20 protein-coding genes are annotated in these 25,214 nt (G+C 61.3%); 14 read left to right on the top strand and 6 right to left on the bottom strand.

Annotated features, from left to right (window positions below):
• The 3 genes from ACYQ47_RS33320 (at position 1) to ACYQ47_RS33330 (ending at position 4,330) form a co-directional block, all read left to right on the top strand.
• Entirely contained in the window at positions 1–1,020 is a 1,020-nt protein-coding gene (locus ACYQ47_RS33320) for an LLM class flavin-dependent oxidoreductase (RefSeq protein WP_459909038.1), read from the top strand.
• Positions 1,017–1,463 carry a dUTP diphosphatase gene (dut, locus tag ACYQ47_RS33325; RefSeq protein ID WP_250463450.1) on the top strand — a complete coding sequence of 149 codons (447 nt, stop codon included), beginning with the start codon at positions 1,017–1,019 and terminating at the stop codon, positions 1,461–1,463. The genes ACYQ47_RS33320 and dut overlap by 4 nt, the downstream gene beginning before the upstream one ends.
• Before the next feature lie 356 nt (positions 1,464–1,819).
• Positions 1,820–4,330: a hypothetical protein gene (locus tag ACYQ47_RS33330; RefSeq protein WP_309841665.1), complete on the top strand. Its 2,511-nt coding sequence runs from the start codon at positions 1,820–1,822 to the stop codon at positions 4,328–4,330.
• A gap of 74 nt (positions 4,331–4,404) precedes the next feature.
• On the opposite strand, the gene clpA is transcribed toward ACYQ47_RS33330, so the two are convergent.
• Together clpA and clpS are read right to left on the bottom strand one after the other, a co-directional pair.
• Entirely contained in the window at positions 4,405–6,708 is a 2,304-nt protein-coding gene (clpA, locus tag ACYQ47_RS33335; protein ID WP_244827212.1) for an ATP-dependent Clp protease ATP-binding subunit ClpA, read from the bottom strand.
• Positions 6,705–7,019 carry an ATP-dependent Clp protease adapter ClpS gene (gene clpS / locus ACYQ47_RS33340; protein ID WP_244827211.1) on the bottom strand — a complete coding sequence of 105 codons (315 nt, stop codon included), beginning with the start codon at positions 7,017–7,019 and terminating at the stop codon, positions 6,705–6,707. The genes clpA and clpS overlap by 4 nt, the downstream gene beginning before the upstream one ends.
• 522 nt (positions 7,020–7,541) lie before the next feature.
• Between clpS and ACYQ47_RS33345 the strand changes: the two genes are divergently transcribed.
• Positions 7,542–7,748 (top strand): cold-shock protein, encoded by a 207-nt coding sequence (locus ACYQ47_RS33345; protein WP_244827210.1) that lies wholly within the window; start codon positions 7,542–7,544, stop codon positions 7,746–7,748.
• Positions 7,749–7,908: 160 nt separating this feature from the next.
• Here ACYQ47_RS33345 and icd read toward each other — a convergent pair whose 3' ends face one another.
• The gene (gene icd / locus ACYQ47_RS33350) at positions 7,909–9,165 is read right to left on the bottom strand and encodes an NADP-dependent isocitrate dehydrogenase (RefSeq protein WP_244827209.1); all 1,257 of its coding nucleotides are present in this window, start codon (positions 9,163–9,165) and stop codon (positions 7,909–7,911) included.
• 238 nt (positions 9,166–9,403) lie between these two features.
• Here icd and ACYQ47_RS33355 point away from each other — a divergent pair, with 238 nt between their 5' ends.
• The 10 genes from ACYQ47_RS33355 to ACYQ47_RS33400 all read left to right on the top strand — a co-directional run bounded on the left by ACYQ47_RS33355 (position 9,404) and on the right by ACYQ47_RS33400 (position 20,543).
• A complete protein-coding gene (locus tag ACYQ47_RS33355) occupies positions 9,404–9,976 on the top strand; it encodes a pseudouridine synthase (protein ID WP_244827971.1) in 573 nt (190 codons plus the stop codon).
• Positions 9,977–10,334: 358 nt separating this feature from the next.
• The gene (locus ACYQ47_RS33360) at positions 10,335–10,538 is read left to right on the top strand and encodes a hypothetical protein (RefSeq protein WP_244827208.1); all 204 of its coding nucleotides are present in this window, start codon (positions 10,335–10,337) and stop codon (positions 10,536–10,538) included.
• Between the two features lie 235 nt (positions 10,539–10,773).
• Complete coding sequence (locus ACYQ47_RS33365) at positions 10,774–11,316, top strand: DUF192 domain-containing protein (RefSeq protein ID WP_370652125.1); 543 nt, start codon at positions 10,774–10,776, stop codon at positions 11,314–11,316.
• Between the two features lie 259 nt (positions 11,317–11,575).
• Positions 11,576–13,681: an elongation factor G gene (fusA, locus tag ACYQ47_RS33370; RefSeq protein WP_250463444.1), complete on the top strand. Its 2,106-nt coding sequence runs from the start codon at positions 11,576–11,578 to the stop codon at positions 13,679–13,681.
• A gap of 127 nt (positions 13,682–13,808) precedes the next feature.
• The gene (locus ACYQ47_RS33375; protein WP_244827205.1) at positions 13,809–14,288 is read left to right on the top strand and encodes a cupin domain-containing protein; all 480 of its coding nucleotides are present in this window, start codon (positions 13,809–13,811) and stop codon (positions 14,286–14,288) included.
• 115 nt (positions 14,289–14,403) lie between these two features.
• A complete protein-coding gene (locus tag ACYQ47_RS33380; RefSeq protein WP_309961383.1) occupies positions 14,404–16,074 on the top strand; it encodes an ABC transporter substrate-binding protein in 1,671 nt (556 codons plus the stop codon).
• Between the two features lie 15 nt (positions 16,075–16,089).
• A complete protein-coding gene (locus tag ACYQ47_RS33385) occupies positions 16,090–17,121 on the top strand; it encodes an ABC transporter permease (RefSeq protein ID WP_459909043.1) in 1,032 nt (343 codons plus the stop codon).
• Positions 17,118–17,975 carry an ABC transporter permease gene (locus tag ACYQ47_RS33390; protein WP_244827202.1) on the top strand — a complete coding sequence of 286 codons (858 nt, stop codon included), beginning with the start codon at positions 17,118–17,120 and terminating at the stop codon, positions 17,973–17,975. Before ACYQ47_RS33385 ends, ACYQ47_RS33390 begins: the two co-directional genes overlap by 4 nt.
• On the top strand, positions 17,972–20,059 hold the full coding sequence (locus tag ACYQ47_RS33395) for an ABC transporter ATP-binding protein (RefSeq protein ID WP_459909046.1): 2,088 nt from the start codon (positions 17,972–17,974) through the stop codon (positions 20,057–20,059). Before ACYQ47_RS33390 ends, ACYQ47_RS33395 begins: the two co-directional genes overlap by 4 nt.
• A gap of 76 nt (positions 20,060–20,135) precedes the next feature.
• A complete protein-coding gene (locus tag ACYQ47_RS33400) occupies positions 20,136–20,543 on the top strand; it encodes a hypothetical protein (protein WP_250491885.1) in 408 nt (135 codons plus the stop codon).
• 28 nt (positions 20,544–20,571) lie between these two features.
• On the opposite strand, the gene ACYQ47_RS33405 is transcribed toward ACYQ47_RS33400, so the two are convergent.
• From ACYQ47_RS33405 to aspT (ACYQ47_RS33415), 3 genes are read right to left on the bottom strand one after another with little or no spacing between them, the layout of a single operon-like run.
• Entirely contained in the window at positions 20,572–21,417 is an 846-nt protein-coding gene (locus ACYQ47_RS33405; protein ID WP_459909048.1) for an aldo/keto reductase, read from the bottom strand.
• Positions 21,418–21,474: 57 nt separating this feature from the next.
• The gene (gene aspT, locus ACYQ47_RS33410; RefSeq protein WP_459909050.1) at positions 21,475–23,172 is read right to left on the bottom strand and encodes an aspartate-alanine antiporter; all 1,698 of its coding nucleotides are present in this window, start codon (positions 23,170–23,172) and stop codon (positions 21,475–21,477) included.
• Positions 23,173–23,185: 13 nt separating this feature from the next.
• Positions 23,186–24,868, bottom strand: a complete 1,683-nt coding sequence (gene aspT, locus ACYQ47_RS33415; protein WP_459909052.1) for an aspartate-alanine antiporter — start codon at positions 24,866–24,868, stop codon at positions 23,186–23,188.
• Positions 24,869–25,214: the final 346 nt, after the last annotated feature.

The following is a 25,214-nucleotide window of genomic DNA, read 5'->3' on the forward strand; positions in this document are numbered from 1 at the left end:
ATGACAAAGCTCTCGGTTTTAGACCAGACGCCTGTGATCCACGGTCACTCGACCGCGGATGCCATCGCGGCCACGCTCGATCTCGCGCAACTCGCGGACGACCTCGGCTACACGCGCTACTGGTGCGCGGAGCATCACGGTTTGTACGGTGTGTCGAACCCGTGTCCGGAAGTGATGCTCGCGCGTATCGGAAGTCTCACGAAACGTATCCGCATTGGCTCGGGCGGTGTCATGCTGCCCTACTACAGTTCGTTCAAGGTGGCCGAACAGTTCCTGATGCTCGAAGCGCTGTTTCCGAATCGCGTGGACTTGGGTGTCGGGCGCGCGCCGGGCGGCGACATGCGCACGGCGCAGGCGGTGGCCGCGGGTTCATACAATCGCGGCGACATTTTCCCGCAGCAAGTGGCCGAACTCGTCGCGCTTTTCAAAGGCGAACTGCCCGACGATTCACTCGCGAAAGGCGTGCTGCTTCAGCCGCAGATCGAAACGCGTCCGCAACTGTGGATGCTCGGCTCCAGTGATTTCGGCGGCTTGCTCGCCGCGCAACTCGGCATTCGCTTTGCGTTTGCGCACTTCATCAACGCGCAGTATGGGCATCGCGTGGCGGAGGCTTATCGCGAGCGTTTCACGGCCGGCCACGAGGAGAAGCCTTATCTCGCCGCAGCCGTTTTCGTGATTTGCGCCGATACCGACAAGGAAGCCGATGCGCTCGAACGCGCGGTGGATCTGCGGCGCGTGCAAATGGCTTATGGTTTGAATCAGCCTATTCCGTCGATTGCGCAGGGCATCTCGCAGGTCTACGGCGAACGCGAGCTCGCAGTGATCGCGCATGAGAAAGCGCGCAGTATCATCGGCACGCCAGAGCGCGTGACGGAAAAGCTGCATGCGCTGCAAGAGCAATTCGACGCCGATGAAGTCATCGTGCTCACAGTCGCCGGCAGCTATGCCGCGCGCACGCGGTCCTATCAACTTCTCGCCGAGGCATTCGAACTCGGCCGCCACGCTCAAAAGAACGTATGAAACTCGACGTCAAGATTCTCGATGCGCGCATGCGCGATTTCCTGCCCGCGTATGCCACGCCTGGCAGCGCGGGTCTCGACCTGCGCGCGTGTCTGGACGAGCCGATGGTCATCGAGCCGCATCAAACCGTGCTCGTGCCCACTGGCCTCGCCATTCATCTCGCGGATCCCGGTTATGCGGCGCTGATTCTGCCGCGATCAGGACTCGGTCATAAACATGGCATCGTGCTTGGCAATCTGGTCGGTCTGATCGATTCGGATTATCAAGGGCAACTGATGGTATCTACGTGGAATCGCGGGGACACTGCATTCACGTTGAACCCGATGGAACGTCTTGCGCAGTTGGTGATCGTGCCGGTGGTGCAGGCACAGTTCAATATCGTCGATGATTTCGATGCCAGCGCGCGTGGCGCGGGTGGTTTCGGTAGCACGGGCAAGCACTGAGCCGCATCGGGTCGGGCTGCAACGGCCCGATCATTCGTTTTCTATTCGAGCGCCATCCCCGGCGCGCGCCCCGATACGGTGCGCAAATCTCGGATTTCTCCCATTCTGGCATTTATTTCCGCCACCTATAAATCGGGTGTCGAACTGATTTAAAGGTGTTCGGCACCACGCCTCGATAAGCTGGCAGCGGCTATCGAGATTCTCAATATCTTGATTGTTCTAGGAGCCGACAAACAAGACACATTGCAATTAGTTCGTTGTACATACTTAAATAAAGTAAGTTCACAAAGGCTCGTTATTATTTCGTATATCGAATTGATAATGATTCCAGCCGAAATAACGAATGGAGCAAGAACATGCAGATCAAATATGATGCAGTCGTCGGTGCGGGCGCCAATGAATGGTACGGCACGATCATCGTCTCCAACCTGCGCTATGAAGACGACAGCGCGGTCACGGTCGACAACTATCTTGCGTTCAACTTTCACTCCCCAGCCAATATCGACGCTACGGCAATCACGCCAGCGTATGCCGTGTACGTGATCGGAGACATTACCGCCGACGTTTCGCAACTGGGCGACGGCACTTTCGACGCCACCGTGACGATCGACTACACCACGTCCTACACGATGCAGCCGGCGGATCAGATCACCATCGGCATCAATGGGAATCTGGTAGCCAGCCCCGACACGTGGCTCAATTCGTTCACCTTCGCGGCGGACCAGTCGCCCGATATCGAAGGAACCCTGTCAATCACGTGTCCGGCCGCGCCCGATCCCGCGCTGTCCGGTGTGCTTCCCACACTCACGCTGACTCAGGGGGACGCGGCCGTCACCGTCGTCCTTTGCTATGACCAGACGTGTACGTCCGAACTGGAACAAGGCACGTATAGCGTGATAGCCAACCCTGTTGTCACGGGCGATGAGACGGTCCTCGCTCCGTTGCTCGTGGACCAGTCGACCGTCAAGATCGTGGCGGGTCAAACCTCGTCGCTTAAAGCGAGCTTTGGTCCGGTCGAATATTACTGTTCGCTCGATCTCTCGTTTAGCGCGCTTACCGGCCTTTCGACCGAAACGCTTCATGTGACGGTGAACGACATCGAGACCGGCGCGACGCTCGCATTATTCGACACCCGGACGAACAGCGTCGTTTCGCTACGCAAGCTGCCACCCTCGGGCAGCGCACGAGTCTCGATTCAAAACGTCGCGCTCAATAATGTCGAATACTCGTTCTCGGTGCCGCTCGTCACGCTGACGAACGCACTGCAAACGTTGACGATCAGTGATTCGATGATCACCACCTCGAACGTCCCCACCACGGGCTATGTCGAGCTGCCGATCAATATCACGGCTCAGGATGCGGTCGATCATGCGATCGAGTTGCGTCTGACGGGCGGTTCCATGACCTATGTGCAGAACGTATCCGCCAAGTCGCAACAGACGGCATTCGCCGTTCCGATACAGCCAGGCAGCTATAGCACGACGGCGGGCGATTTCCTTCTCGCGGGCGTGGTCTATGTCGTCGAGGCACCGTCCTCGCTCAACGTGACGAACGACGAGAGCGCGCATCTCGATGTGAGCATTACGACCTCCGCCAATCTCACCGTGCCCGGCTTTCCGAACTATCTGTCGTTCGGCGGCTGTACCGATCTCGTGCCGAGCAATGAAGCGGATTTCGTCGCCGCGCGCGCAACTTCGATCTTCTGTTATGCCGGAACGGACGGCGCTGGCGACGCCAGCACGTATCTGACGGACGACCCTCAGACCCGCGCGACGATCTCGCTCGCCCGTTCAGTCGAGGACGACTTGGGCAATGTGCAGCCGGTGCTGCCCGTAATGGTGTCCTACACCTGCAACCTGTCGCTCGGCGACACGCCGGACCAGTTGGCGAACGCGGACGCTCACGCACACAGCTTCGCGAACTACATTCTGGCGCTCAATATCGCGAACGAGGCGATCGACAGCGCGCATCCGGTGCCGGCGGGATTCATCGTGAATCCTGACTTCCTCGGCTCATGCGAGCAGGGTAAATATGCTCCGACCTACGCAATGCCGGTACGCGCGCCGCTGCAGACCGCGCTCGATCACTGGCAGGTCACGGCCACGATTCCCGCTAACGTCACGGAGGACATCAAAGGCTACGTGCTGGCCGTGAACTGGCTGACGCGCACCATCGCGCCCAAGGTGACTTTCGGCTGGCAGATCAACCTTTGGGGTGTGGGCTACTCGGAGTGGATCTACGAGGCCGACGTCGATCCCGCGCAAATGGCGCAGCAGACGGCGAGCTATGTCCAGAGCCTTGGCGTCTACGACGAGCCGTACAAGCCCGACTTTCTGGCTATCGACCGGTACGAAGCCGACGACTTTACTCAGCGCGCCTACGAGAATGGCTACTGCTACGGCCCACGCGAATGGGATCGCTTTTTCGACTTTTGCAAGGCCGTCAGTCGTGCGCTCAAGTTGCCCGTGATGCCGTGGCAAATTCCAGCCAGCCACATACCGACCGTTGACGACCCGGTCGCGGACCCGTTCGATTCGCAGCACTGGGGCACGGGCGGAAGCTGCATTCTCGGCGATCCGGCAATCGGCTCGGATGCGAGCCACGTCAATGCAACCGTGCTTGCGCTGCCTTTCCCCGATGCGTTCACGCAATACATGGGCAACACGGTCGCGGACATGTTCACGCGCTCCGAGCCGTTCGATATCACCAACCCCCTCTACGGCGACTTTCCACTGCGTGGCATTTTCACCTTGTTGCTCGGCGGCGGCGCGACGACGGGCATCGTCACGACCATAGGCAACCCGGAACCGTGGACCAGACAGAAGCTGAATGTCTACATGGATAACCCGATCTCGCTCGATCACTAGGAATCTGGGCGAGAAGCGTAAAAAAAACGGCGCGGATTCAATCCGCGCCGTTTTTGTCTTCAACCGCAAAAAAATCAATCTACCTCGATCGCTTCCGGATTCGGATTACGCGGCGGAGCCGTGTTTTCGTCGAAGGTCAGTTGCACCTTGTCTTCCGCATCGACGTCCACCGTTACGCGACCACCGTTCAGCAGCTTGCCGAACAACAACTCGTCGGCGAGTGCGCGGCGGATGGTGTCCTGAATCAGACGCTGCATCGGTCGCGCGCCCATCAGCGGATCGAAACCGTGCTTCGCCAAATGCTTGCGCAGGGCGTCGGTAAAGACCGCGTCGACCTTCTTCTCGTGCAGCTGATCTTCCAGTTGCATGAGGAACTTGTCGACCACGCGCAGGATGATTTCCTCGTCCAGCGAACGGAAGCTGATGATCTGATCCAGCCGGTTGCGGAACTCAGGCGTAAACATCCGCTTGATGTCGGCCATTTCGTCTCCCGACTCGCGCTTCGCGGTGAAACCGATCACCGCCTTGCCCATGGCCTCGGCGCCCGCGTTCGTCGTCATGATGATGATGACATTGCGGAAGTCCGCCTTGCGGCCATTGTTGTCGGTCAAGGTGCCGTGGTCCATCACCTGCAACAGCACGTTATAGATGTCCGGATGCGCCTTCTCAATTTCGTCCAGCAGCAGCACGCAATGCGGCTTCTTCGTGACGGCCTCGGTCAGCAAACCGCCCTGGTCGAACCCGACGTAGCCCGGCGGCGCGCCGATCAACCGGCTCACCGCGTGACGCTCCATGTATTCCGACATGTCGAAGCGCAGCAACTCGATACCCAGCGTGAACGCCAGTTGTTTCGCGACTTCGGTCTTGCCGACACCGGTCGGGCCGGAAAACAGGAACGCGCCGATCGGCTTGTCCATCTTGCCAAGACCCGCACGCGCCATCTTGATCGACGCCGACAGCGCATCGATAGCCGGATCCTGACCGAACACGACCGCCTTCAGGTCGCGATCGAGCGTCTGCAGCTTGCTGCGATCGTCCTGCGACACGCTTTGCGGCGGGACGCGCGCGATCTTCGAGATGATCTCTTCGATCTCGCTCTTTCCAATAGTCTTCTTCTGCTTCGACTTCGGCAAAATGCGCTGGGCCGCGCCCGCTTCGTCGATCACGTCGATCGCCTTGTCCGGCAGATGACGATCCGTAATGAAGCGCGCCGACAGTTCAGCAGCCGCCGACAGCGCGCCCGACGAATATTTCACGCCGTGGTGCTCTTCGAAACGCGACTTCAAACCGCGCAGAATCGCAACTGTCTGCTCGACCGAAGGCTCGGTGACATCGACCTTCTGGAAACGCCGCGAAAGCGCCGCGTCCTTCTCGAAGATGCCGCGATATTCGGTGAACGTGGTCGCGCCAATGCACTTCAACTGTCCCGACGACAACGCCGGCTTCAGCAGGTTCGACGCGTCGAGCGTACCGCCCGAAGCCGCGCCAGCGCCGATCAGCGTATGAATTTCGTCGATGAACAGAATGGCGTGCGGACGCTCTTTCAGTTCCTTCAATACCGTCTTGAGACGCTGCTCGAAATCGCCGCGATACTTCGTGCCCGCCAGCAACGCGCCCATATCGAGCGAGTAGACCTGAGCGTCGGCCAGAATGTCCGGCACTTCGCCGCGCGTGATGCGCCAGGCGAGGCCTTCCGCAATCGCGGTCTTACCCACGCCCGCTTCGCCGACCAGCAGCGGATTGTTCTTGCGGCGACGGCACAGCACCTGCACCACGCGCTCGACTTCGGACTCGCGGCCGATCAGCGGATCGATCTTGCCGTCCTTCGCGCTTTGGTTGAGGTTTTGCGTGAATTGTGCGAGCGGCGTTTCCTTCTGCGCCGCGGCGTCTTCCGACTCCGGATTCGCCTCGCTGCTCGCCTTGGCCGCATCGCCGCTACTGCTCTTGGCAATACCGTGCGAAATGAAATTCACGACATCGAGACGCGTCACGCCCTGCTGTTGCAGGTAGTAGACCGCATGCGAATCCTTCTCGCCGAAGATCGCGACGAGCACATTCGCGCCGGTCACTTCCTTCTTGCCGTTCGAGGTCGATTGCACATGCATGATCGCGCGTTGAATCACGCGCTGGAAACCAAGCGTCGGCTGAGTATCGACGTCGTCCGTGCCGGGCACGGTCGGCGTGTTGTCATGAATGAAATTGCGCAGGTTCTGACGCAAATCTTCAATGTTGGCTGCGCAGGCACGCAACACCTCAGCCGCGGTCGGATTGTCCAAAAGGGCGAGCAAGAGATGCTCGACCGTAATGAACTCATGCCGCGCCTGACGTGCTTCCATAAACGCCATGTGCAGACTGACTTCCAGTTCCTGGGCAATCATGCTTCCTCCATCACGCACTGCAGCGGATGACCCGCCTGCCGTGCATGGCTAACGACTTGCTCAACTTTGGTCGACGCAATGTCTCGCGTGTAGACCCCACAAACTCCCCTGCCTTCGCGATGAACCTTCAGCATGATCTGCGTCGCAGTCTCACGATCCTTATTGAAGTATTCCTGCACGATCATCACGACGAATTCCATCGGCGTGAAGTCGTCGTTCAGCAGCACTACCTTGTACATCGCCGGCTGCTTGAGCTTCTGCTCCTGCCGCTCAAGTACCGTGCCGTCCTGCTTGTTGGGATTTGTCGCCATACACCCATTCTAAACAACACCGATTCCACCGCAATCGTCGCACCAGCGCCGGTCACCCGGTCGATATTACTGCTGGCTGCAACGCTCACAGATGGAACGTCCATTCAATCCTGCCGCTGCTTATCACGTCAGCGCGGCCCGCTTGCACCTCGTTGAAACCAGTATCGCACAGCTTCAAAAAAAACAAACTGCACGCCGGGTGCCGGGGGCCGCCGGGTTACCACACAAGTGAGACGATTATGCGACTTTTCAAGATGGCTTGCTTGGGCGGCTGCGCACACGCAATGCAGGAATTACCCTACGAATGCGACATACACAACGAGCTTAACGGCCATCTCAAAATTTCCTTGACACCCGATTTAAGAGATTCAACAATCAAACTGGCACTTTTTTCCGGGGGCCTCCGGAAACAGAAAAAGAGCCGAGGTGAGCTAGTGAGGAGGACGCGGTTCACAAAGTGGGGTGGCCGACGAGCTTTTCGAGCGTGCTCTGGTTGCGACAAGAGTTAGAGGGGATGTACGAATGTCTACTGGTACGGTCAAATGGTTTAACGACGCGAAAGGTTACGGATTCATCACGCCCGATGAAGGCGGCGAGGATCTGTTTGCACATTTCTCGGCGATTCAAATGAACGGTTTCAAGACGCTCAAGGAAGGCCAGAAGGTCTCCTTCGAGATCGTCCAGGGACCGAAGGGCAAGCAGGCTTCCAACATCCAGGACACTGTCTGAGACGCGGACTGACCGTAAGAAGCGCAAAGCCTTTGAAACCCGGCCCAGGCCGGGTTTTTTTATTGCCTGTTTCTACGCGTTTTACCAAAGACAAAACCCCAAAGACTTTAAGCCCTTGGGGTTTTAATGCAAATGCCGGTGATTCGTTGCGGCCGCGCAGTCACATATTCTCGATCATTACTTCGCCGAAACCCGAACACGAAACTTGCGTCGCGCCTTCCATGAGACGCGCGAAGTCGTAAGTAACGCGTTTGGACAGAATGGATTGTTCCATTGAATCGATGATTCGATCCGCCGCCTCGGTCCAGCCGAGATGACGCAGCATCATCTCGGCGGACAAAATTTCCGATCCCGGATTCACATAATCCTTGCCGGCGTACTTCGGCGCGGTGCCGTGAGTGGCTTCGAACATTGCAACCGAGTCCGACATATTGGCGCCCGGCGCAATGCCGATCCCGCCGACCTGCGCCGCGAGCGCATCGGAAATGTAATCGCCGTTCAAGTTCAGCGTGGCGATCACGTCGTATTCGGCGGGGCGCAAAAGAATCTGCTGAAGGAACGCATCCGCGATCACGTCCTTGACGACGATATCGCCACCCGTCTTCGGATTTTTCACCTTCATCCAAGGGCCGCCGTCGATAAGTTCCGCGCCGAACTCCTTCTGCGCGAGCGCATAGCCGTAATCGCGGAACGCGCCCTCGGTGAACTTCATGATGTTGCCCTTGTGCACGAGAGAAACCGAGCGGCGCTCGTTGTCGATGGCGTATTGAATTGCCTTGCGCACGAGCCGCTCGGTGCCCTCGCGCGACACCGGCTTGATGCCGAGCCCCGACGAGTCCGGAAAGCGGATCTTCTTCACGCCCATTTCCTCGCGCAGAAATTGGATGACCTTCTTCGCTTCCGGCGATTCGGCGGGCCACTCAACGCCCGCATAGATGTCTTCCGAGTTCTCGCGAAAGATCACCATGTCGACCTTTTCTGGCTCGCGCACGGGCGAAGGCACGCCTTTGAAGTAGCGCACCGGCCGCAGACAAACGTAGAGGTCCAGCTGCTGGCGCAGCGCGACGTTGAGCGAGCGAATGCCGCCGCCCACCGGCGTCGTGAGCGGTCCCTTGATGGACACGAGGTACTCCTTCACCACGTCGAGCGTTTCGTCCGGCAGCCAGACGTCGGGACCGTAGACGCGCGTCGCCTTCTCGCCCGCGAAGATCTCCATCCATTGAATCTTGCGCTTGCCACCGTAGGCCCGCTCGACCGCCGCATCGACCACTTTGATCATGACCGGCGTGATGTCGACGCCCGTACCGTCACCTTCGATATACGGGATGATCGGCTGATCCGGGACGTTGAGCGAGTAATCCGCGTTGACGGTGATCTTTTCACCGTCCGCCGGAACCTGGATGTGCTGATACGGCATGGTCGACTCCAAAGAAGGCCGGGCTCGAATGGAAGCTGGCGCGATAGTGCGGACGATTCGCGGACCATGAACGTCGACGGCGCCCGCGAGCATGGCCAGAACAGCATTCTAACCACGCGCGAGTACAGCCGGTCGCCGTTCGAAGCCTGGCGTCGCGCTTGCGTCGGCTCGCGTCAGGATTGGGGGCGGCTCATTATGCATTAAGATGCCGCTTCGAATTCCGCCGCGCCTTCCTCCGATGCCGCTCATCGCGCTCAATAAACCCTTCGGCACCATCTGCCAGTTTTCCGCGCACGAAACGCGTCCCTCGCTCGGCGACTGGGTAAAGACGCCGGGCGTGTACCCGGCGGGCCGGCTCGACGCCGACAGCGAAGGCCTGCTATTACTCACCGACGATGGCGCGTTGCAGGCGCGTATTGCCGAGCCGCGTCACAAGCTCGTCAAGCGTTATTGGGCGCAAGTGGAAGGCGCCCCTGACGATGCCGCGCTCGCGCATCTCGCGAAAGGCGTCGATCTGGGCGACTACGTGACGCGTCCGTGCCAATGCGCCTTCGTCGCCCAAGAAGATAGCGACGCGCTCTGGCCGCGCAATCCGCCGATCCGCTATCGCGCGGCAATCCCCACGACGTGGATCGAGCTCGCCATCACCGAGGGCAAGAACCGGCAGGTCAGGCGCATGACCGCAGCCGTGGGCTATCCGACGTTGCGGCTCGTGCGCGTGGCTGTCGGCGCACTCGATATCTTCGCGCTCGGACTCGCGCCGGGCGAATGCATCGAGGTGAATGCGCGTGCGCCGTGGCGACGCGCTTAAAGCTTTATCGACGATAAGCGTCACGTCGTGCGTTTAAATGGCGTGTCGTGTAAGCACGCGTGCAAAGCGCCGAGAAACTTTTTGCCGCGCGTTTGCAAATCTCTTTCAAACGACGTCAACCGAGTCTTCACGCGATGCGTTAAGGACCGCAGATGCCGAACAAAGCTATCCGGCATGAGCGATAAACCAATTGAATATGCTGTGTGCTCCAGGGTATTTGAAAGGTCAAAGCGCTCACAGCTGTATCGAAGACCAAATCATCGATACGACTGTCAACCGAAAGGTGGATGGCTCGTTTACCGACATGACTCCATGACCGGGTCGTTTGGTTAATCAACTCAAGCTAGAGGATTCACAAATGAACAAACTGATCGCTGCTCTCGTCGCTGGCCTGTTCGCAACGGCTGCATTCGCACAAGCATCGGCACCGGAAGCTGCTGCTCCGGCTGCTGCTTCGTCGGCACCGGCAAAGAAGGCTCACAAGTCGCACAAGAGCTCGAAGAAGCACGCGCACAAGAAGGCTGCCGCTTCGGCACCGGAAGCCGCTTCGGCAGCTCAGTAAGTTCGTTGTAAGAGGCGGTATAGCGAAGTTCGATGTTGCATTACCTGCAAAATCAATAACGAGCAATATCGCCGTCTTTACGGCGTTGAAGGGCAGATGGCCAACACGGCATCTGCCCTTTTGTTTTATCGACTCGCCTCATGGCACGCGCTTCGAGTAACATTCGCGAGTTTGCCGTGAGCCTGCCGGATTCTCGGCGCATCGATTCTTGATAAGGAGCATCGTCGTGATTCCGTTGTTTCATGCTTTGAAGTCTTCATTCGGTCCGAATCACTCAAATTGGCGTTCGCGCATTGCGAGCCGCGCGCTTGCCGCCGTGCGAGCATTAACTATTGCGTTGTTGTTGCCGTTTGCGGCAATGCCGCTTGCACAAGCGCAGACCATGCCGCCCGGTGCCAAGCAACCTTCCGATTTCCCCCGCGCAAGACTCACCGCCGGCATGTTCGTGATCGATGCCGCTGTCGCCGCCAACGACGCTGATCGCGAGCAAGGCCTCATGTATCGCACGCAGCTTGCATCGAACGAAGGCATGCTCTTCGTGTTTCAGGAAAACGCGGTCCACTGCTTCTGGATGAAGAACACGCTGATCCCGCTGTCGATCGCGTTCATTCGCGCGGATGGCACCGTCACCGACATCGACGAGATGCAAGCCGAAACCGAGAACAACCATTGCCCGCGCAACAACGGCGTTTATGCCCTCGAAATGAGCAAGGGCTGGTTCACGGCCAAAGGCATCAAGCCGGGAACGAAGATTTCGGGCTTGCCGGCCGCACAGTAATCGCGGCAACTGCTGGAAAGATAAAGAGGCGCGTCACGTGAACGCGCCTTTTTTTCGTCCATACCGGCCGCATATGGCCGTCTCCGAGCCTTTTCGATTGCCGCAGGAGCGTTCCAGCGAGTTTCCTGCAAAGACCTTGCCAACGCGCTATCCTAAAAAGATTATCGCGATGCCGTTGCGAGCCCGGACGGCAATCGTGTGGCGGCGTGCACGGAATATGCGCATGCCGCCAGGGCTTACTACTCCAAAGGAGGTTCACGTGCCCCGCAAGACTCCCATCGAGCGCTACCGGAATATCGGCATCAGCGCTCACATCGACGCCGGCAAGACCACCACCACCGAGCGCATTCTTTTCTACACCGGCGTGACGCACAAGATCGGCGAGGTGCACGACGGCGCGGCCACGATGGACTGGATGGAACAGGAGCAGGAGCGCGGCATCACGATCACGTCGGCTGCAACCACGGCCTTCTGGAAAGGCATGGCGGGCAATTATCCTGAACACCGCATCAATATCATCGATACGCCGGGACACGTCGACTTCACCATCGAAGTCGAACGCTCGATGCGCGTGCTCGATGGCGCGTGCATGGTCTACGACTCGGTCGGCGGCGTGCAGCCGCAGTCGGAAACCGTGTGGCGTCAGGCGAACAAGTACAAGGTGCCGCGCATTGCGTTCGTCAACAAGATGGACCGCGTCGGCGCGGATTTTTTCCGCGTGCAGCGGCAAATCGGCGAGCGTCTGAAGGGCGTGGCCGTGCCGATTCAAATTCCTATCGGCGCGGAAGATCACTTTCAGGGCGTGGTCGATCTCGTGAAGATGAAGGCCATTCTCTGGGACGACGACAGCCAGGGCATCAAGTTCACCTATGCGGAGATTCCCGACAACCTCAAGGAACTCGCGCACGAATGGCACGGCAAGATGGTCGAGGCCGCCGCCGAAGCCAACGAGGAACTGCTCGAGAAGTACCTCGAGAACCACGAAAGCCTGACCGAGGAAGAAATCAAGGCGGCGCTCAGGCAGCGCACCATCGCGAACGAAATCGTGCCGATGCTTTGCGGCAGCGCGTTCAAGAACAAGGGCGTGCAGGCCATGCTCGACGCGGTGATCGACTATCTGCCGTCGCCGGTGGACGTGCCCGCCATCCTTGGCCATACGGAAGACGACCAGGAAGCGGAACGCCATCCGAGCGATGACGAGCCGTTCGCCGCCCTCGCCTTCAAGATCATGACGGACCCGTTCGTCGGCCAGTTGATCTTCTTCCGCACGTATTCGGGCGTCGTGAATTCCGGCGATACGGTCTACAACCCGGTGAAGGAAAAGAAGGAACGCCTCGGCCGTATCCTGCAGATGCACGCCAACGAGCGCAAGGAAATCAAGGAAGTGCGCGCGGGCGACATCGCGGCGGCGGTCGGTCTCAAGGAAGCGACCACGGGCGACACGCTCTGCGATCCGAACCACGTCATCATCCTCGAACGGATGATCTTCCCGGAACCGGTGATCTCGCAGGCCGTCGAGCCGAAGACGAAGGCCGACCAGGAAAAGATGGGTATCGCGCTGAACCGGCTTGCGCAGGAAGATCCTTCATTCCGCGTCACGAGCGACGAGGAATCCGGTCAGACCATCATCTCCGGCATGGGCGAACTGCACCTTGAAATTCTCGTCGACCGGATGAAGCGCGAGTTCGGCGTCGAAGCGACGGTTGGCAAGCCGCAAGTGGCGTATCGCGAGACGGTGCGCAACAAGGTCACGGACGTGGAAGGCAAGTTCGTCAAGCAATCGGGCGGGCGCGGCCAATACGGCCATGCGGTCATCACGCTCGAACCGGACCCGGGTAAGGGCTACGAATTCGTCGATGCCATCAAGGGCGGCGTGATTCCGCGCGAATACATCCCGGCGGTCGACAAGGGCATTCAGGAAACGCTCAAGGCAGGCGTGCTGGCGGGCTATCCTGTCGTCGACACCAAAGTAACGCTGACCTTCGGTTCCTATCACGATGTCGACTCGAACGAAAACGCCTTCCGCATGGCAGGCTCCATCGCGTTCAAGGAAGCGATGCGCCGCGCGCGGCCGGTGCTGCTCGAACCGACCATGGCCGTCGAAGTGGAAACGCCCGAGGAGTTCATGGGCAACGTGATGGGCGATCTGTCAAGCCGTCGCGGCATCGTGCAGGGCATGGACGATATCGCGGGCGGCGGCGGCAAGATCGTGCGCGCCGAGGTGCCGCTGGCCGAGATGTTCGGCTACTCCACTTCGCTGCGTTCGCTCACGCAAGGCCGCGCGACCTACACGATGGAGTTCAAGCACTACACCGAGACGCCGTCCAACGTGTCCGAAGCGATCATCAATTCCAAAGGAAAATGATCGCCGCTTAAGACGTGTAATATCGGAAGTCCGTTGCTCGCGCGTTGTTGGTGGCGGCAACGGACTTTTTTTATCCGCAGACCAAAACGACAAACCCGACGCGATCACCACGACCATCACGACCACTATGAGCGACGCACATCACACCGATTGGCGCGAGCACGGCGTCAAGGTCATCAAGGGCGACCAGCTCGACACCAACACCGCGCAGACGCCGGGCATGAACCGCGCGGCCGCGATCAATGCGGCGCGCGTCGGTGCGCAGAAAATCTGGGCGGGCACGGTCACGATCCATCCGAATGCGAAGACCGGCGCGCATCATCATGGCGCGCTCGAAAGCGTGATCTACGTCGTGCGCGGACAGGCGCGCATGCGCTGGGGCGAACACCTCGAATTCACCGCCGAAGCCGGTCCGGGCGACTTCATCTTCGTGCCGCCTTACGTGCCGCATCAGGAAATCAACGCGAGCACCGACGATCCGCTCGAATGCGTGCTCGTGCGCAGCGACAACGAAGCCGTCGTCGTGAACCTGAATATCGATGCCGTGGAAGCGCCCGAAGAAGTCTTCTGGGTCGACCCGATCCACAAGCATCCGCACGATCATTGACATACCGGCCGCACGCCTTGGCATGCGGCCCGTTCCTTGCTTCCTCGAAACGACGCGGCAACGCTTTTCGCGTGGCCGAACGCATAACGACAACCCGCATACGGAACGACCACCGATGAAGAAATCCTCGACCGACGCACATCACCTCGACGCAGCGCGCACTCATGCGGGCGAACTGGGTAATCATGCGATCGACGAATTCAAGGCAGGCCGGCTTACGCGCCGCGAGTTATTGCGGCATGCGAGCGTGCTGGGTATCGCGCTTTCGGCTGGCGGCTTGCTTGGACTCGGCGCGACGAACGCTCGCGCTCAGGCCGCGGCCAAGCCGGGCGGCACCATTCGCGTGGCGCATCTGACGCCCGCGGGCGCCGTCGATCCGCTCACCGTCACCGATGCCTCGGGTCTCGCGCTCATCAATCAGACAGGCGAATTCCTGATCGACGACGACAGCGAAAAGCTGGCGCTCAATCCCGCGCTCGCGCTGTCGTGGTCGTCGAATGCGAAGGGCGATGTCTGGACTTTCAAACTGCGCCAGAACGTGAAGTTCCACGACGGCCAGACCATGACCGCCAAGGACGTGGCCGCAACCTTCAACCGCCTGGCCGATCCGAACGCCGGTTCGGCCGCGCTCTCGGTTCTGAAAGGCGTGCTGTCGAAGGATTCCGCGAAGGCCATCGACGATCACACCGTCGAGTTTCATCTGGACGCGCCCAACGGCAATTTCCCCTATTACGTTTCGTCCGACAACTACAACGCCGTCATTCTCCCGGCGAATTTCACGGGTTCGTACGAGAAGACCTTCATGGGCACGGGCGCGTTCAAGCTCGAAAAGTACACGCCGAAAGTTGGCGCGTCGTTCGTGCGCAATCCCGACTACTGGGGCGCAAAAGCGCTGCCGGACCGCGTGAACTTCTCGTTCTATGCGGACCATCAGGCGCAGCTTCTTGCCATGCAAGGCCGCCAGGCCGATGTCATGGGCGACTTCACCGTGCAAGGCGGCGTCTCGATCCTGAGCAATTCGCAGTTCAAGGTACTGGGCGCGAAGTCGAGCTCGCATCGGCAGATTCACATGCGCTGCGACACCGGCCCGTTCAAGGACAAGCGCGTGCGCCAGGCGCTGGCGCTGGCGATCAATCGCGAAGTCATCGTGAAAGGGTTGTTCAAGGGCCGCGCGACCGTCGGCAACGACAGCCCGTTTGCGCCCGTGTTTCCGTCGAGCGATCTTTCCGTGCCGCAGCGCCATCTCGATGTTGCGAAGGCCAAGCAACTGCTCGGCGAGGCAGGCGTGGCGAACGGCTTCGACATCACGCTCACGACCGAAAAGTACATGGAAATTCCTGACCTCGCGGTCGTCGTGCAGAACGCGGCCAAGGCCGTGGGCATCCGCATCACGCTGAAGGTCGAAAGTCAGGATCTGTATTACGGCTCGGGCACGTTCGGCAAGTCGGACTGGCTGGATTCGCCGCTCGGCATCACGGACTACGGGCATCGCGGCGTGCCGAACGTGTTCCTCAATGCGCCGCTCACGAGCGACGGCACCTGGAACGCGGCGCACTTCAAGAATCCGGCTTACGACAAACTCGTCGCGCAATTCGTGGCCTCGCTCGACGTGGCATCGCAGAAGAAAGTGTCGGGCGACATTCAGCGTCTGTTGCTCGATGAAACGCCCGTGATCATCCCGTACTTCTACGACCAGCTGATCGTCACGCGCGCCAATGTTTCGGGCGTGCGCTTCAATGCGATTTCGCAGATGTGGTTCGACCGGGCGACGGTGTCGGCGGCTTAAAGGAGGTTCGCGAGGATGAGCACGATCACGCCCTCGACCCGCATGGGGCCGGCGCGCAACGGCGGCGCGAAAGCACGCCGCGTGTTGCGCTTCGTCGGCGTGCGCGTGCTGCTTGCGCTCGTCACGCTCTGGCTCTTGTCGATGATCGTCTTCGCCGGCGGCCAGTTGCTGCCGGGCGATGTCGGCCGCGCCATTCTCGGCCCGCTCGCGGATGCGCGCGCTGTCGCCGCGCTGAATCATCAGCTCGGCGTGGACCGGCCGCTTCTCACGCAATATTCGGCGTGGATCACGCATTTCCTGCGCGGCGACATGGGCGAGTCGTATGCGTTTCGCGCGCCGGTTGCACCGTTTATCGGCGAGGCGCTGTGGAATTCGGCGAAGCTCGGCGCGCTGGCGTTCATCGTCGTGGTGCCGCTCGGCATTGCAGGCGGCGTGTATGCGGCGCTGCACGCGGGGCGCTGGATCGACCGGATCATCAGCATTGGCGGACTCACGCTGACGGTCGTGCCGGAATTCGTTTCGTCGATCGTGCTGATCCTCATCTTCGGCGTGTGGCTGCAATGGCTGCCGATAGAAGCAAGCGCCAGCGCCGATGCCGGCATTCTCACGCAATTGCAGCATCTGATCCTGCCGGTGCTGCCGCTCGTCTTCGTGTTCTTCGGCTATATCGCGCGGATGGCGCGCGCGGGCACCGTCGAAGCGCTCGATGCCGACTACACGCGCACCGCAATCCTCAAGGGCTTGCCGCGCCGTATCGTGATCTGGCGGCACGTGCTGCGCAATGCGCTTCTGCCAACCGTGACGGTTGCCGCGACGCAGCTCGGCTACATGATCGGCGGGCTGGTCGTCGTGGAGACTCTCTTCCACTATCAGGGCATCGGCTCGCTGATCTACAACGCGGCGAAGGCCAAGGACTTCCCGATGCTCGAAGCAGGCGTACTCAGCATCGGCGTGATCTACACGGCGGCGAATCTGATCGCGGATGCGCTTTACGTCGTGCTGAATCCGCGTCTGCGCACGGCGGATTCGTCGGGAGATGGGCGATGAGCACGCAAGCCCTCGCTCCCGTCAAACCGAAGCGCTTCGAGGCGCTTTTCGCGCTGTTGCGCTCGGCGACCTTCGTCGTCGGCGTGTCGATCCTGCTCTTCTGGGTGCTGTGCGCCTTGTTCGGTCAGCATGCCGTGCCGATCGATCCCTACGCTTCCGATCCCTTGAACTCGCTCGCGCCGCCTTCCGGCGATCACTGGTTCGGCACCGATCAGCTCGGCCGCGACGTGTTCGCGCGCGTGATCGTCGGGTCGCGCGACATTCTCACCATCGCGCCGCTCGCGACACTCATCGGCACGGCTGCGGGCACGGCCATCGGCCTCGTGGTCGGCTACTTCGACGGCTGGGTCGATGCCGTCGTCGGCCGCGCTATCGACGCCCTTCTCGCGCTGCCGCTCGTCATCGTCGCGCTGCTGGCGCTGGCCGCCGTGGGCGCGAGCAATACGACGGTGATTATCGTGATCGGCCTGACCTTCGCGCCGATCACCGCGCGCACGGTACGCGCCGCCGTGCTGGGCGAACGCCATCTCGACTACGTGATGGCGGCGCAGTTGCGCGGCGAGAACGCGCTTTACATCATGTTCGCGGAGATTCTTCCGAACGTGCTGCCGCCAATCATCGTCGAAGCCACCGTGCGGCTCGGCTACGCGATCTTCGCGGTCGCGACGCTATCGTTCCTGGGATTCGGCATTCAGCCGCCGTCCGCCGACTGGGGACTTGCGTTGTCCGAAAGCTATACGCTGATGGCGGGCGGCGCGTGGTGGACGGTCGTGTTCGATGCCGCCGCCATTGCCTCGCTCGTCGTCGCTGTCAACCTCGTCGCGGATGCCGTGCAAGGAGTGCTCGACCGATGAACGGACCGCCGCCATCGGCATTTCCCACGTTCGGCGCCGCCAAGGGCGAAGCGACCGACGCGCTCACCATCGTCGGACTGACGGTGGCCTACCGTTCGCGCGGACGCGAGCGCGAAGTGCTGCAGGACGTCTCCTTGCGCGTGCGGCGTGGCGAAGCGTACGGACTCGTCGGCGAATCCGGCTGCGGCAAGTCGACGGCGGCGCTCGCGGTGCTGCGCTACTTGCCGAAGAACGGCCGCGTAAAGTCAGGCCGCATCTCGATAGCCGGGCGCGATGTCTCCGCGCTGTCCGCCGACGCCCTGCGCGAAATGCGTGCCGATGCCGTCTCCATGGTCTATCAGGACCCGGGGCGCGCGTTGAATCCGTCGCTGACCGTCGCGCGGCAAGTGTCCGAAGCCTTCGAGGCTTCGGGCGCTTCTGAAAGCGACGCGCTCGAGCGCACGGTGGAGATGCTGCGGCGTGTGCGTATTGCATCGCCCGAACGGGTGATGGAAAGCTACCCGCATCAACTGTCGGGCGGCATGCAGCAGCGCGTGGTGATCGCCATGGCGCTTGCCTGCAATCCCGAACTGCTGATTCTCGATGAACCCACCACCGGTCTCGATGCCACCGTCGAAGCTGAAGTGCTCGATCTCATTGCGCAATTGCGTGAGGAACTCGGCACCGCCGTGCTGTTCATCAGCCACAATCTCGCGGTGATCGGGCGCATGTGCGAGCGCGTCGGCGTGCTGTATGCGGGCAAGCTCGTCGAGGAAGGCGCAACCGCCGATGTCTTCGCAAAGCCGCGCCATCCATACACCGTGGGCCTGTTGCGCTGTCTGCCGACGAGTGGCCGCAGCAAGGAAAACGGCCGGCTCGACACCATTCCCGGTTCGTTGCCGCTGCCGGGATCGGTGACGCAAGGGTGCATCTTCGCCGCGCGCTGCAAGCTCGCCGACGAACGGTGTCTCAAGGAAGCGCCGCCGCCGTATCGGATGAGTGCCGCGCACGGCGATCAGATGGCGCGCTGTCACTATCACGAACGCGCGGAAATGCTGCCGCGTTCGACCGACGAAACGCCCGCCGCGCCTCCACTCGATCATCGAGCGCAACCGACGCTCGCGCTCACCGCACGCAACCTGTCCAAAACCTTCCATGTCGGCGATGAAGAAGTGCGCGCCGTTCACGATGTCTCGCTCGACCTCGTGCAAGGCGAAACACTCGGACTGGTCGGCGAATCGGGCAGCGGCAAAACCACGCTCGCCAAGCTGCTGCTGGGCCTCGTCTCGCCGGACAAGGGCGCGACGCTCGAACTCGACGGCCAGCATCTGCCCGAACGCGTCACGCGGCGCAGCGACGAGCAGGTGAAGTCGCTGCAGATCGTGTTTCAGAACCCGGATTCGGCGCTCAATCGCGCGCATTCGGTGCGCCGGCTGATTGCGCGTTCGCTGTCGAAACTCGCGTCGCTGCGTGGCGAAGCGAAGGAAAAGCGCCTGCAATCGCTGACCGAAGCCGTGCGTCTGCCGGAGCGCTATCTCGGCTCGCGCACGCGCCAGTTGTCCGGCGGGTTGAAGCAACGCGTGGCGATCGCGCGTGCTTTTGCGGGCGATCCGCGCGTCGTCGTCTGCGACGAGCCGACTTCCGCGCTCGATGTCTCCGTGCAGGCCGCCATCCTCAATCTGCTGGCGGACTTGCAGCGCGAACGGCGTGTGAGCTACGTGTTTATCTCGCACGATCTGCACGTCGTGCGCTATTTGTCGGATCGGATTGCGGTGCTGTATCTCGGACGCATCATGGAGATCGGCCGCGCGGCGGATGTCTTCACGGGGCCGCAGCATCCGTACACCGAAGCATTGCTCTCGTCGGTGCCCGCGCTCGAAAGCGCGCCCGTGCAAAACGAGCGCATTCGCTTGTCGGGCGAGTTGCCTAGTGCGGCGAATCCGCCTTCGGGATGCGTGTTCCACACGCGCTGTCCGCGCAAGATCGGCGACGTCTGCGAACGCGAGGCTCCGCCTTGCCGCGATGCGGGGCACGGTCATGCCATTCACTGTCATATTCCGGTCGAGGAGCTGCGCGCGCTGCAAAGTCCCGAAAAGGTGACTTAAGCGCCGCGCGCCCGGAACCAAAGTGCGTGTTTGCGCCTCTCATCGGTTCACTCTCAAAACAACGAGGATTCAATCGATGAAACCCACTCTCTCGCTCGCTCTCGCCGCAGCTTGTGCCTTCGGTTCCGCTGCCGCTCACGCGCAGACGGCGGCGCCTGCCGCCATCGACCAGAGCTTCACTGCTTATTCGCTCGCGCAGCAATGCGCCCAGAAGGGCGACAACACCGCGCAAGGTCAGTGCGTGGGCGCCGTGCGCGGCATCGTGCGGGGTTATCAGTACGGCGTGCTGTTCCTGTCGCAACGCGCGTCGCTGCAGGATGGCGACACCAAGCGCGTGTCGCTGTGCCTGACGGATACGTCGGTGTCATCGATCGTCGATGACTTCCTCACCGATGCGAAACAGGTGAACGAAGCTGATCTCAAGCGCACGCCGGCTGAAGTGGCGGTGCTGGGGTCGGTGCATTTGCATCACGCTTGCACGTGACTTGCACGTGCTTTGCACTTGAGCCCGCTCAAAGCATCTCCAACCCGCGCTTCGCTTTTGGCGGCTTGAACTGCTGATCGATATCCGCCAGTTCATTCGCCGACAACGCAAGGTCGAGCGCCGCGCGATTCTCGCGGATATGCGCAATATCCGCGGCTTTAGGAATCGCGAAGACTTGCGGCTGTTGCAGCACCCACGCGAGCGCGACCTGAAACGCCGATACGCCGCGCGCCGCCGCGATCTTCTCCAGCGCCCCGCCCCTCGGCAGACGCGCGTGATCGACGGGGCTATACGCCATCGCCGGAATGCGGCGCTCGCGCAACCACGGCAGCAGGTCGAATTCCGGTCCACGACGCGCGACGTTATAGAGAATCTGATCGGTTGCGCAGGCATCGCCGTGATCGAGCGAAAAAAGTTCTTCCATGTCGTCGGTGTCGAAGTTGCTCACGCCCCAGTGGCGAATCTTGCCATCGCGCCTGAGTTTTTCGAAGCCCGCGATCACGCCTTCCAGATCCTCGCCGCCGCGCCAGTGCAGCAAGTAAAGATCGATGCGGTCCGTCGCCAGTCGCTTCAGGCTGCGCTCGCACGCGCTCTGCACGCCGCGTTCATTGCCGTTATGCGGATACACCTTGCTGACGATGAACAAGTCCTCGCGCCGGTCGCCGAGCGCTTCGGCGATCAGCTTTTCGCTTTCGCCATCGCCGTACATTTCGGCGGTATCGATGAGCGTCATGCCGAGTTCCACGCCCTCGCGCAATGCGGCGATCTCGGTCTTGCGGGTGTTCGGGCGTTCGCCCATCTCCCAGGTTCCCTGGCCGAGCTTTGGAATGGTTTCGCCGTTCGGCAACGTGACGGTTGGCAGTGTGTGCGCCATGGAAAGCCTCCTTGTGCTGAAGGCCGATTATGTCGCAAGGAGCACTCCAGGTCTTCGCTAGACCAGTCCGACGACGAGCGGCCCGAGCAAGGTCAGAAGCACGTTCGCAAGCGCGTAGGTGACGGCGAACGCAGCCGTCGGCACCGGGCTTTCCGCCTTGTCGAGCACGCCGCCGAACGCCGGATTCGCACTGCGCGACCCCGACAGCGCGCCCGCGAAAACCGCCGCGTTGTCGTAGCGCAGGACATATCGGCCGAACAGCATCGTGAGAAGAAGCGGAAACAGCGTGACGAATACGCCGAGCAGAAAGATGGTCACGCCGCTTTGCTTCACCGTCACGACCGCCTGCAAGCCCGAGTTCAAGCCGACCACCGCGACGAACGCGGCCAGCCCGAAGTCCTTCAGCAATTGCGATGCGGCGGGCGGCATGACGCCATACATCGGATGCTTGCCGCGCATCCAGCCGAACAGAAGGCCCGTGAGCAGACAGCCGCCGCCCGAGCCGAGCGTGATCGGTATGCCGCCCACGCGCACCACGATCAGCCCGATCAGCAGTCCCAGCACGATACCCACGCCCATGTAGATGAAGTCGGTCTTGTCGGTAAAGGGAAGCTCGTAACCGGCGGCATCGACGGCGCGCTTCGTGTCTTGCGGCGAACCGTAGACGGTGATCACATCGCCATGTTCGAGGCGCGTTTCCGGCAGCACGGGCATAGGCAAACCGGCGCGCGAAATCTCCTGGATATAGACGCCGTGCCGCATGTCGCGATCCACGGTCGCGCGCAGCGCGGCGATCGTCGTGCGGTTCATGCCGCGCTTGGTGAACACGCCCTGACGCTTCTGCATGACGACGCTGATGCCGTCGGTGTCCGCGACTTCCTCGCCGAGTTGCGCCGCCGCGCTCACCATTACTTCGCGCCGTCCGACGACGAGCACGATATCGCCTGCCGCGAGCATGACGTCGGGGCGCGCTTCGAGCGCCTTGCCGCCGCGCCGGATGCGCTCGATGGTGATCATGTCCGCTTCGGCCATTTCGAGGTCGGCCACCGTGCGGCCCGCCGCGCCGCTTGCCGCCGTCACGCGAAACGCCCGCCCGACGAGCGCGGGCAACGCGGAAACCTGGCCCGCCGCGGGCCCGGATGCGCCGCCGCCCGCAAGCTGCCGCTCGGCATCGACGGATGCTTCCTTCAGGCTCTGTCCCATGAACTTCGGCAGGATGTTCACGCAGACGATGATCGCGCCGAGCGAGCCGAAGACGTAAGTCACGGCATAGGCAATGGCGACATCGGACTGGAGCGCCTTCGCTTCGGCGGCCGGCAAGCCGAGCCGCGCGATGGCGTCGCCCGCCGTGCCGATGATCGCCGATTGCGTCAGCGCCCCGCCCGCGAGTCCGGCCGCGAGTCCCTTGTTCAATCCGAAGACCTTCGCGCAGACGATCACCGTGACGAGCGCGGAGACGGCCAGAAACACGGCCATCGCGATTTCGCGCAGCGTCTTGCGATTGAGCGAATTGAAGAACTGCGGCCCGGAGTCGTAGCCGACCGCATAGATGAACACGGCGAACATCACCGCCTTCACGCCATTGTCGATTTGCACGCCGATCTGGCTGATCGCCACTGCCGCGAGCAGCGAGCCGCCCACGCCGCCCAGCTGGAACTTGCCGAAGTTGACCTGGCCGATGAGATAACCCGCCGCGAGCGAAAGAAAGAGCGCCGTTTCGGGCGACTTCTGAAAGACGAGGTGCAGCCATTCCATGTCGATGTCCCCTTCAGCCGAGCTTGCTCGCCAGCCCGACGACGAGCGGCCCGAGCAGCGGCAGCAGCGCGTTCGAGATCGCATAGGTGATGGTGTAGCCGATCACGGGCGTCGCGTTGCCCGTCACGCCGACGAGCGCGCTGATGGCGGGCGTGCTGCACTGCTGGCCGGCGATCGCGCCGAGCAGCATCGGCACTTCGAGCTTGAGCAGCATCCTGCCGATAAAAAGCGACGCGAGCGCGGGCCCCAGTGTGATGACGATGCCCGCAAGCGGCAGCGCGATACCGAATTCGCGAATCAGCCGCAGCGCGTCGGCGCCCGCCGACAAGCCCACCGCCGCGATGAAGGTGCACAGCCCGAAGTCCTTGAGAATCTGCGCGGCAGCGGATGGCAACGAGCCGATCACCGGATAGCGCGAACGAATCCAGCCGAACAGAAGACCTGCGAGAAGACAACCGCCGCCCGTGCCGAGCGTGATGTCGATGCCGCCGACACGCGCAGAAAACCGCCCGATCGCGATGCCCGCGATCACGCCGAGCCCGAGATACACGAAGTCGGTTTTTTGGGTCGCGCGGATGATGTAGCCGAGCTTCGACGCGCCGCGCGCGACATCTTCCTTGTTGCCGACGAGCGTCAGCACATCGCCGCGATGCAGTTGCGTGCCGGGCAACGCGGGAATGGTGCTGTCCAGTCGCGTCACGGCCGCGACGAAGACGCCGCGCCCTTCGCCCGGCGCGGCGCGGGCGCGCGCCTGGGCAAGCGTGAGGCCGTGCAGCGCGCGCGCTGTGAGCATGACATCGACTTTCTCGACGTAGACATCCGAGACGCCGCCGCCGAACACTTCCTCGCCGATGGCGGGCAGTGCCTCGACGATCGCCTCGCGGCGGCCGCCGACCATCACGCGGTCGTTCGCCTTCAAGATGACCGACGGCTGCGCCTTGATGACCGAGCGGTCGCGCAACACGCGCTGCACGCTGATGTTGTTGCCGAAGCGCTTTTCAAGATCGCCGATGGACTGGCCCGCGCCCGCCGTCACTTTCAGTTCGCGTCCGGCGAGAGGCGGCGCGGCAAGCGTCTGCCCTTCGGACAGCGCGCCGTCGCCACCGAGCTTGCGCCACACGCGCTCGGCTTCATCGCGCAGATTAACGCGCAGGATGAGCGGCGCGAACTGGCTCGAAAAGAGCACGATCGTGACGAGCCCGAACAAGTAGCTCACGCTGTACGCGGTCACGATATTCGCCTGCAAGCGCGCGATTTCCGCGGCCGGAAGCCCAAGCCGCCCGATGGCCTCGGACGCCGTGCCGATCACGGCCGATTCGGTGGCGCCGCCGGCCAGAAGTCCCGCCGCCGTGCCTGGATCGAGCCTGAGCAGGCGCACGCTCAGGAGCACGAGCGCCACCACTACGACGACTTCCACGAGTGAGAGGATGCCGTAGCGCCAGCCGCGTCCGACATTCGCGAAAAACTGCGGGCCGCCCGTGAATCCGAGCGCAAAGATAAACAGCGCAAAAGCGATATTTTTCAGATCGGGGGAAATTCGCGCGCCGCTTTGCCCGAGAATCAATGCGACGATGAGCGTGCCGCAAACGCCGCCGAGCTGAATCGGCCCGAGTTTGAAAGAACCAATAAAAAAACCAATCGCGAGACTCGCGAAGAGGGCTATTTCCGGTTGCGCCTTTAACAGAGTCCACAGCATGGTTGGTGTAGATCCGGTTGATTGTCGACAAACCTGGGGATTTATTTATTAACACATAGGCCGGGAAAATCCCGATTGGATTTTATCCATTTCGGCAGAGCGGCGGTATGTTTCTTAACATTAACGCATTACTAATCTCACGGTTAATTAGAATGCTGCTTTTTAGTATCCGCACAATACTTCATACAAGTTCGTTATGGCTTAGCCAGCTTGCATAAGCGCAGTTCCGTGCGATATCGCACCTTCGCGAGCAGATTCGTATAAAAATCAACCATCAAGCCTGTACATCTTCGAAAAACCGAAATAAAAACCCGTCACGTGCGCAATTACTCGATTTACCTTAGAA

This window comes from Caballeronia sp. HLA56 (assembly GCF_054655155.1).

Bases quoted from the DNA above. Each gene is read 5' to 3' on its own strand.
- ACYQ47_RS33345 (WP_244827210.1), top strand. From the start codon at position 7,542: ATGTCTACTGGTACGGTCAAATGGTTTAACGACGCGAAAGGTTACGGA.
- ACYQ47_RS33360 (WP_244827208.1), top strand. From the start codon at position 10,335: ATGAACAAACTGATCGCTGCTCTCGTCGCTGGCCTGTTCGCAACGGCT.
- clpS (WP_244827211.1), bottom strand. From the start codon at position 7,019: ATGGCGACAAATCCCAACAAGCAGGACGGCACGGTACTTGAGCGGCAG.
- aspT (WP_459909050.1), bottom strand. From the start codon at position 23,172: ATGGAATGGCTGCACCTCGTCTTTCAGAAGTCGCCCGAAACGGCGCTC.
- ACYQ47_RS33355 (WP_244827971.1), top strand. From the start codon at position 9,404: ATGCCGCTCATCGCGCTCAATAAACCCTTCGGCACCATCTGCCAGTTT.
- ACYQ47_RS33330 (WP_309841665.1), top strand. From the start codon at position 1,820: ATGCAGATCAAATATGATGCAGTCGTCGGTGCGGGCGCCAATGAATGG.
- clpA (WP_244827212.1), bottom strand. From the start codon at position 6,708: ATGATTGCCCAGGAACTGGAAGTCAGTCTGCACATGGCGTTTATGGAA.
- ACYQ47_RS33395 (WP_459909046.1), top strand. From the start codon at position 17,972: ATGAACGGACCGCCGCCATCGGCATTTCCCACGTTCGGCGCCGCCAAG.
- ACYQ47_RS33385 (WP_459909043.1), top strand. From the start codon at position 16,090: ATGAGCACGATCACGCCCTCGACCCGCATGGGGCCGGCGCGCAACGGC.
- ACYQ47_RS33320 (WP_459909038.1), top strand. From the start codon at position 1: ATGACAAAGCTCTCGGTTTTAGACCAGACGCCTGTGATCCACGGTCAC.
- dut (WP_250463450.1), top strand. From the start codon at position 1,017: ATGAAACTCGACGTCAAGATTCTCGATGCGCGCATGCGCGATTTCCTG.
- ACYQ47_RS33390 (WP_244827202.1), top strand. From the start codon at position 17,118: ATGAGCACGCAAGCCCTCGCTCCCGTCAAACCGAAGCGCTTCGAGGCG.
- ACYQ47_RS33405 (WP_459909048.1), bottom strand. From the start codon at position 21,417: ATGGCGCACACACTGCCAACCGTCACGTTGCCGAACGGCGAAACCATT.
- icd (WP_244827209.1), bottom strand. From the start codon at position 9,165: ATGCCGTATCAGCACATCCAGGTTCCGGCGGACGGTGAAAAGATCACC.
- ACYQ47_RS33400 (WP_250491885.1), top strand. From the start codon at position 20,136: ATGAAACCCACTCTCTCGCTCGCTCTCGCCGCAGCTTGTGCCTTCGGT.
- ACYQ47_RS33380 (WP_309961383.1), top strand. From the start codon at position 14,404: ATGAAGAAATCCTCGACCGACGCACATCACCTCGACGCAGCGCGCACT.
- ACYQ47_RS33375 (WP_244827205.1), top strand. From the start codon at position 13,809: ATGAGCGACGCACATCACACCGATTGGCGCGAGCACGGCGTCAAGGTC.
- aspT (WP_459909052.1), bottom strand. From the start codon at position 24,868: ATGCTGTGGACTCTGTTAAAGGCGCAACCGGAAATAGCCCTCTTCGCG.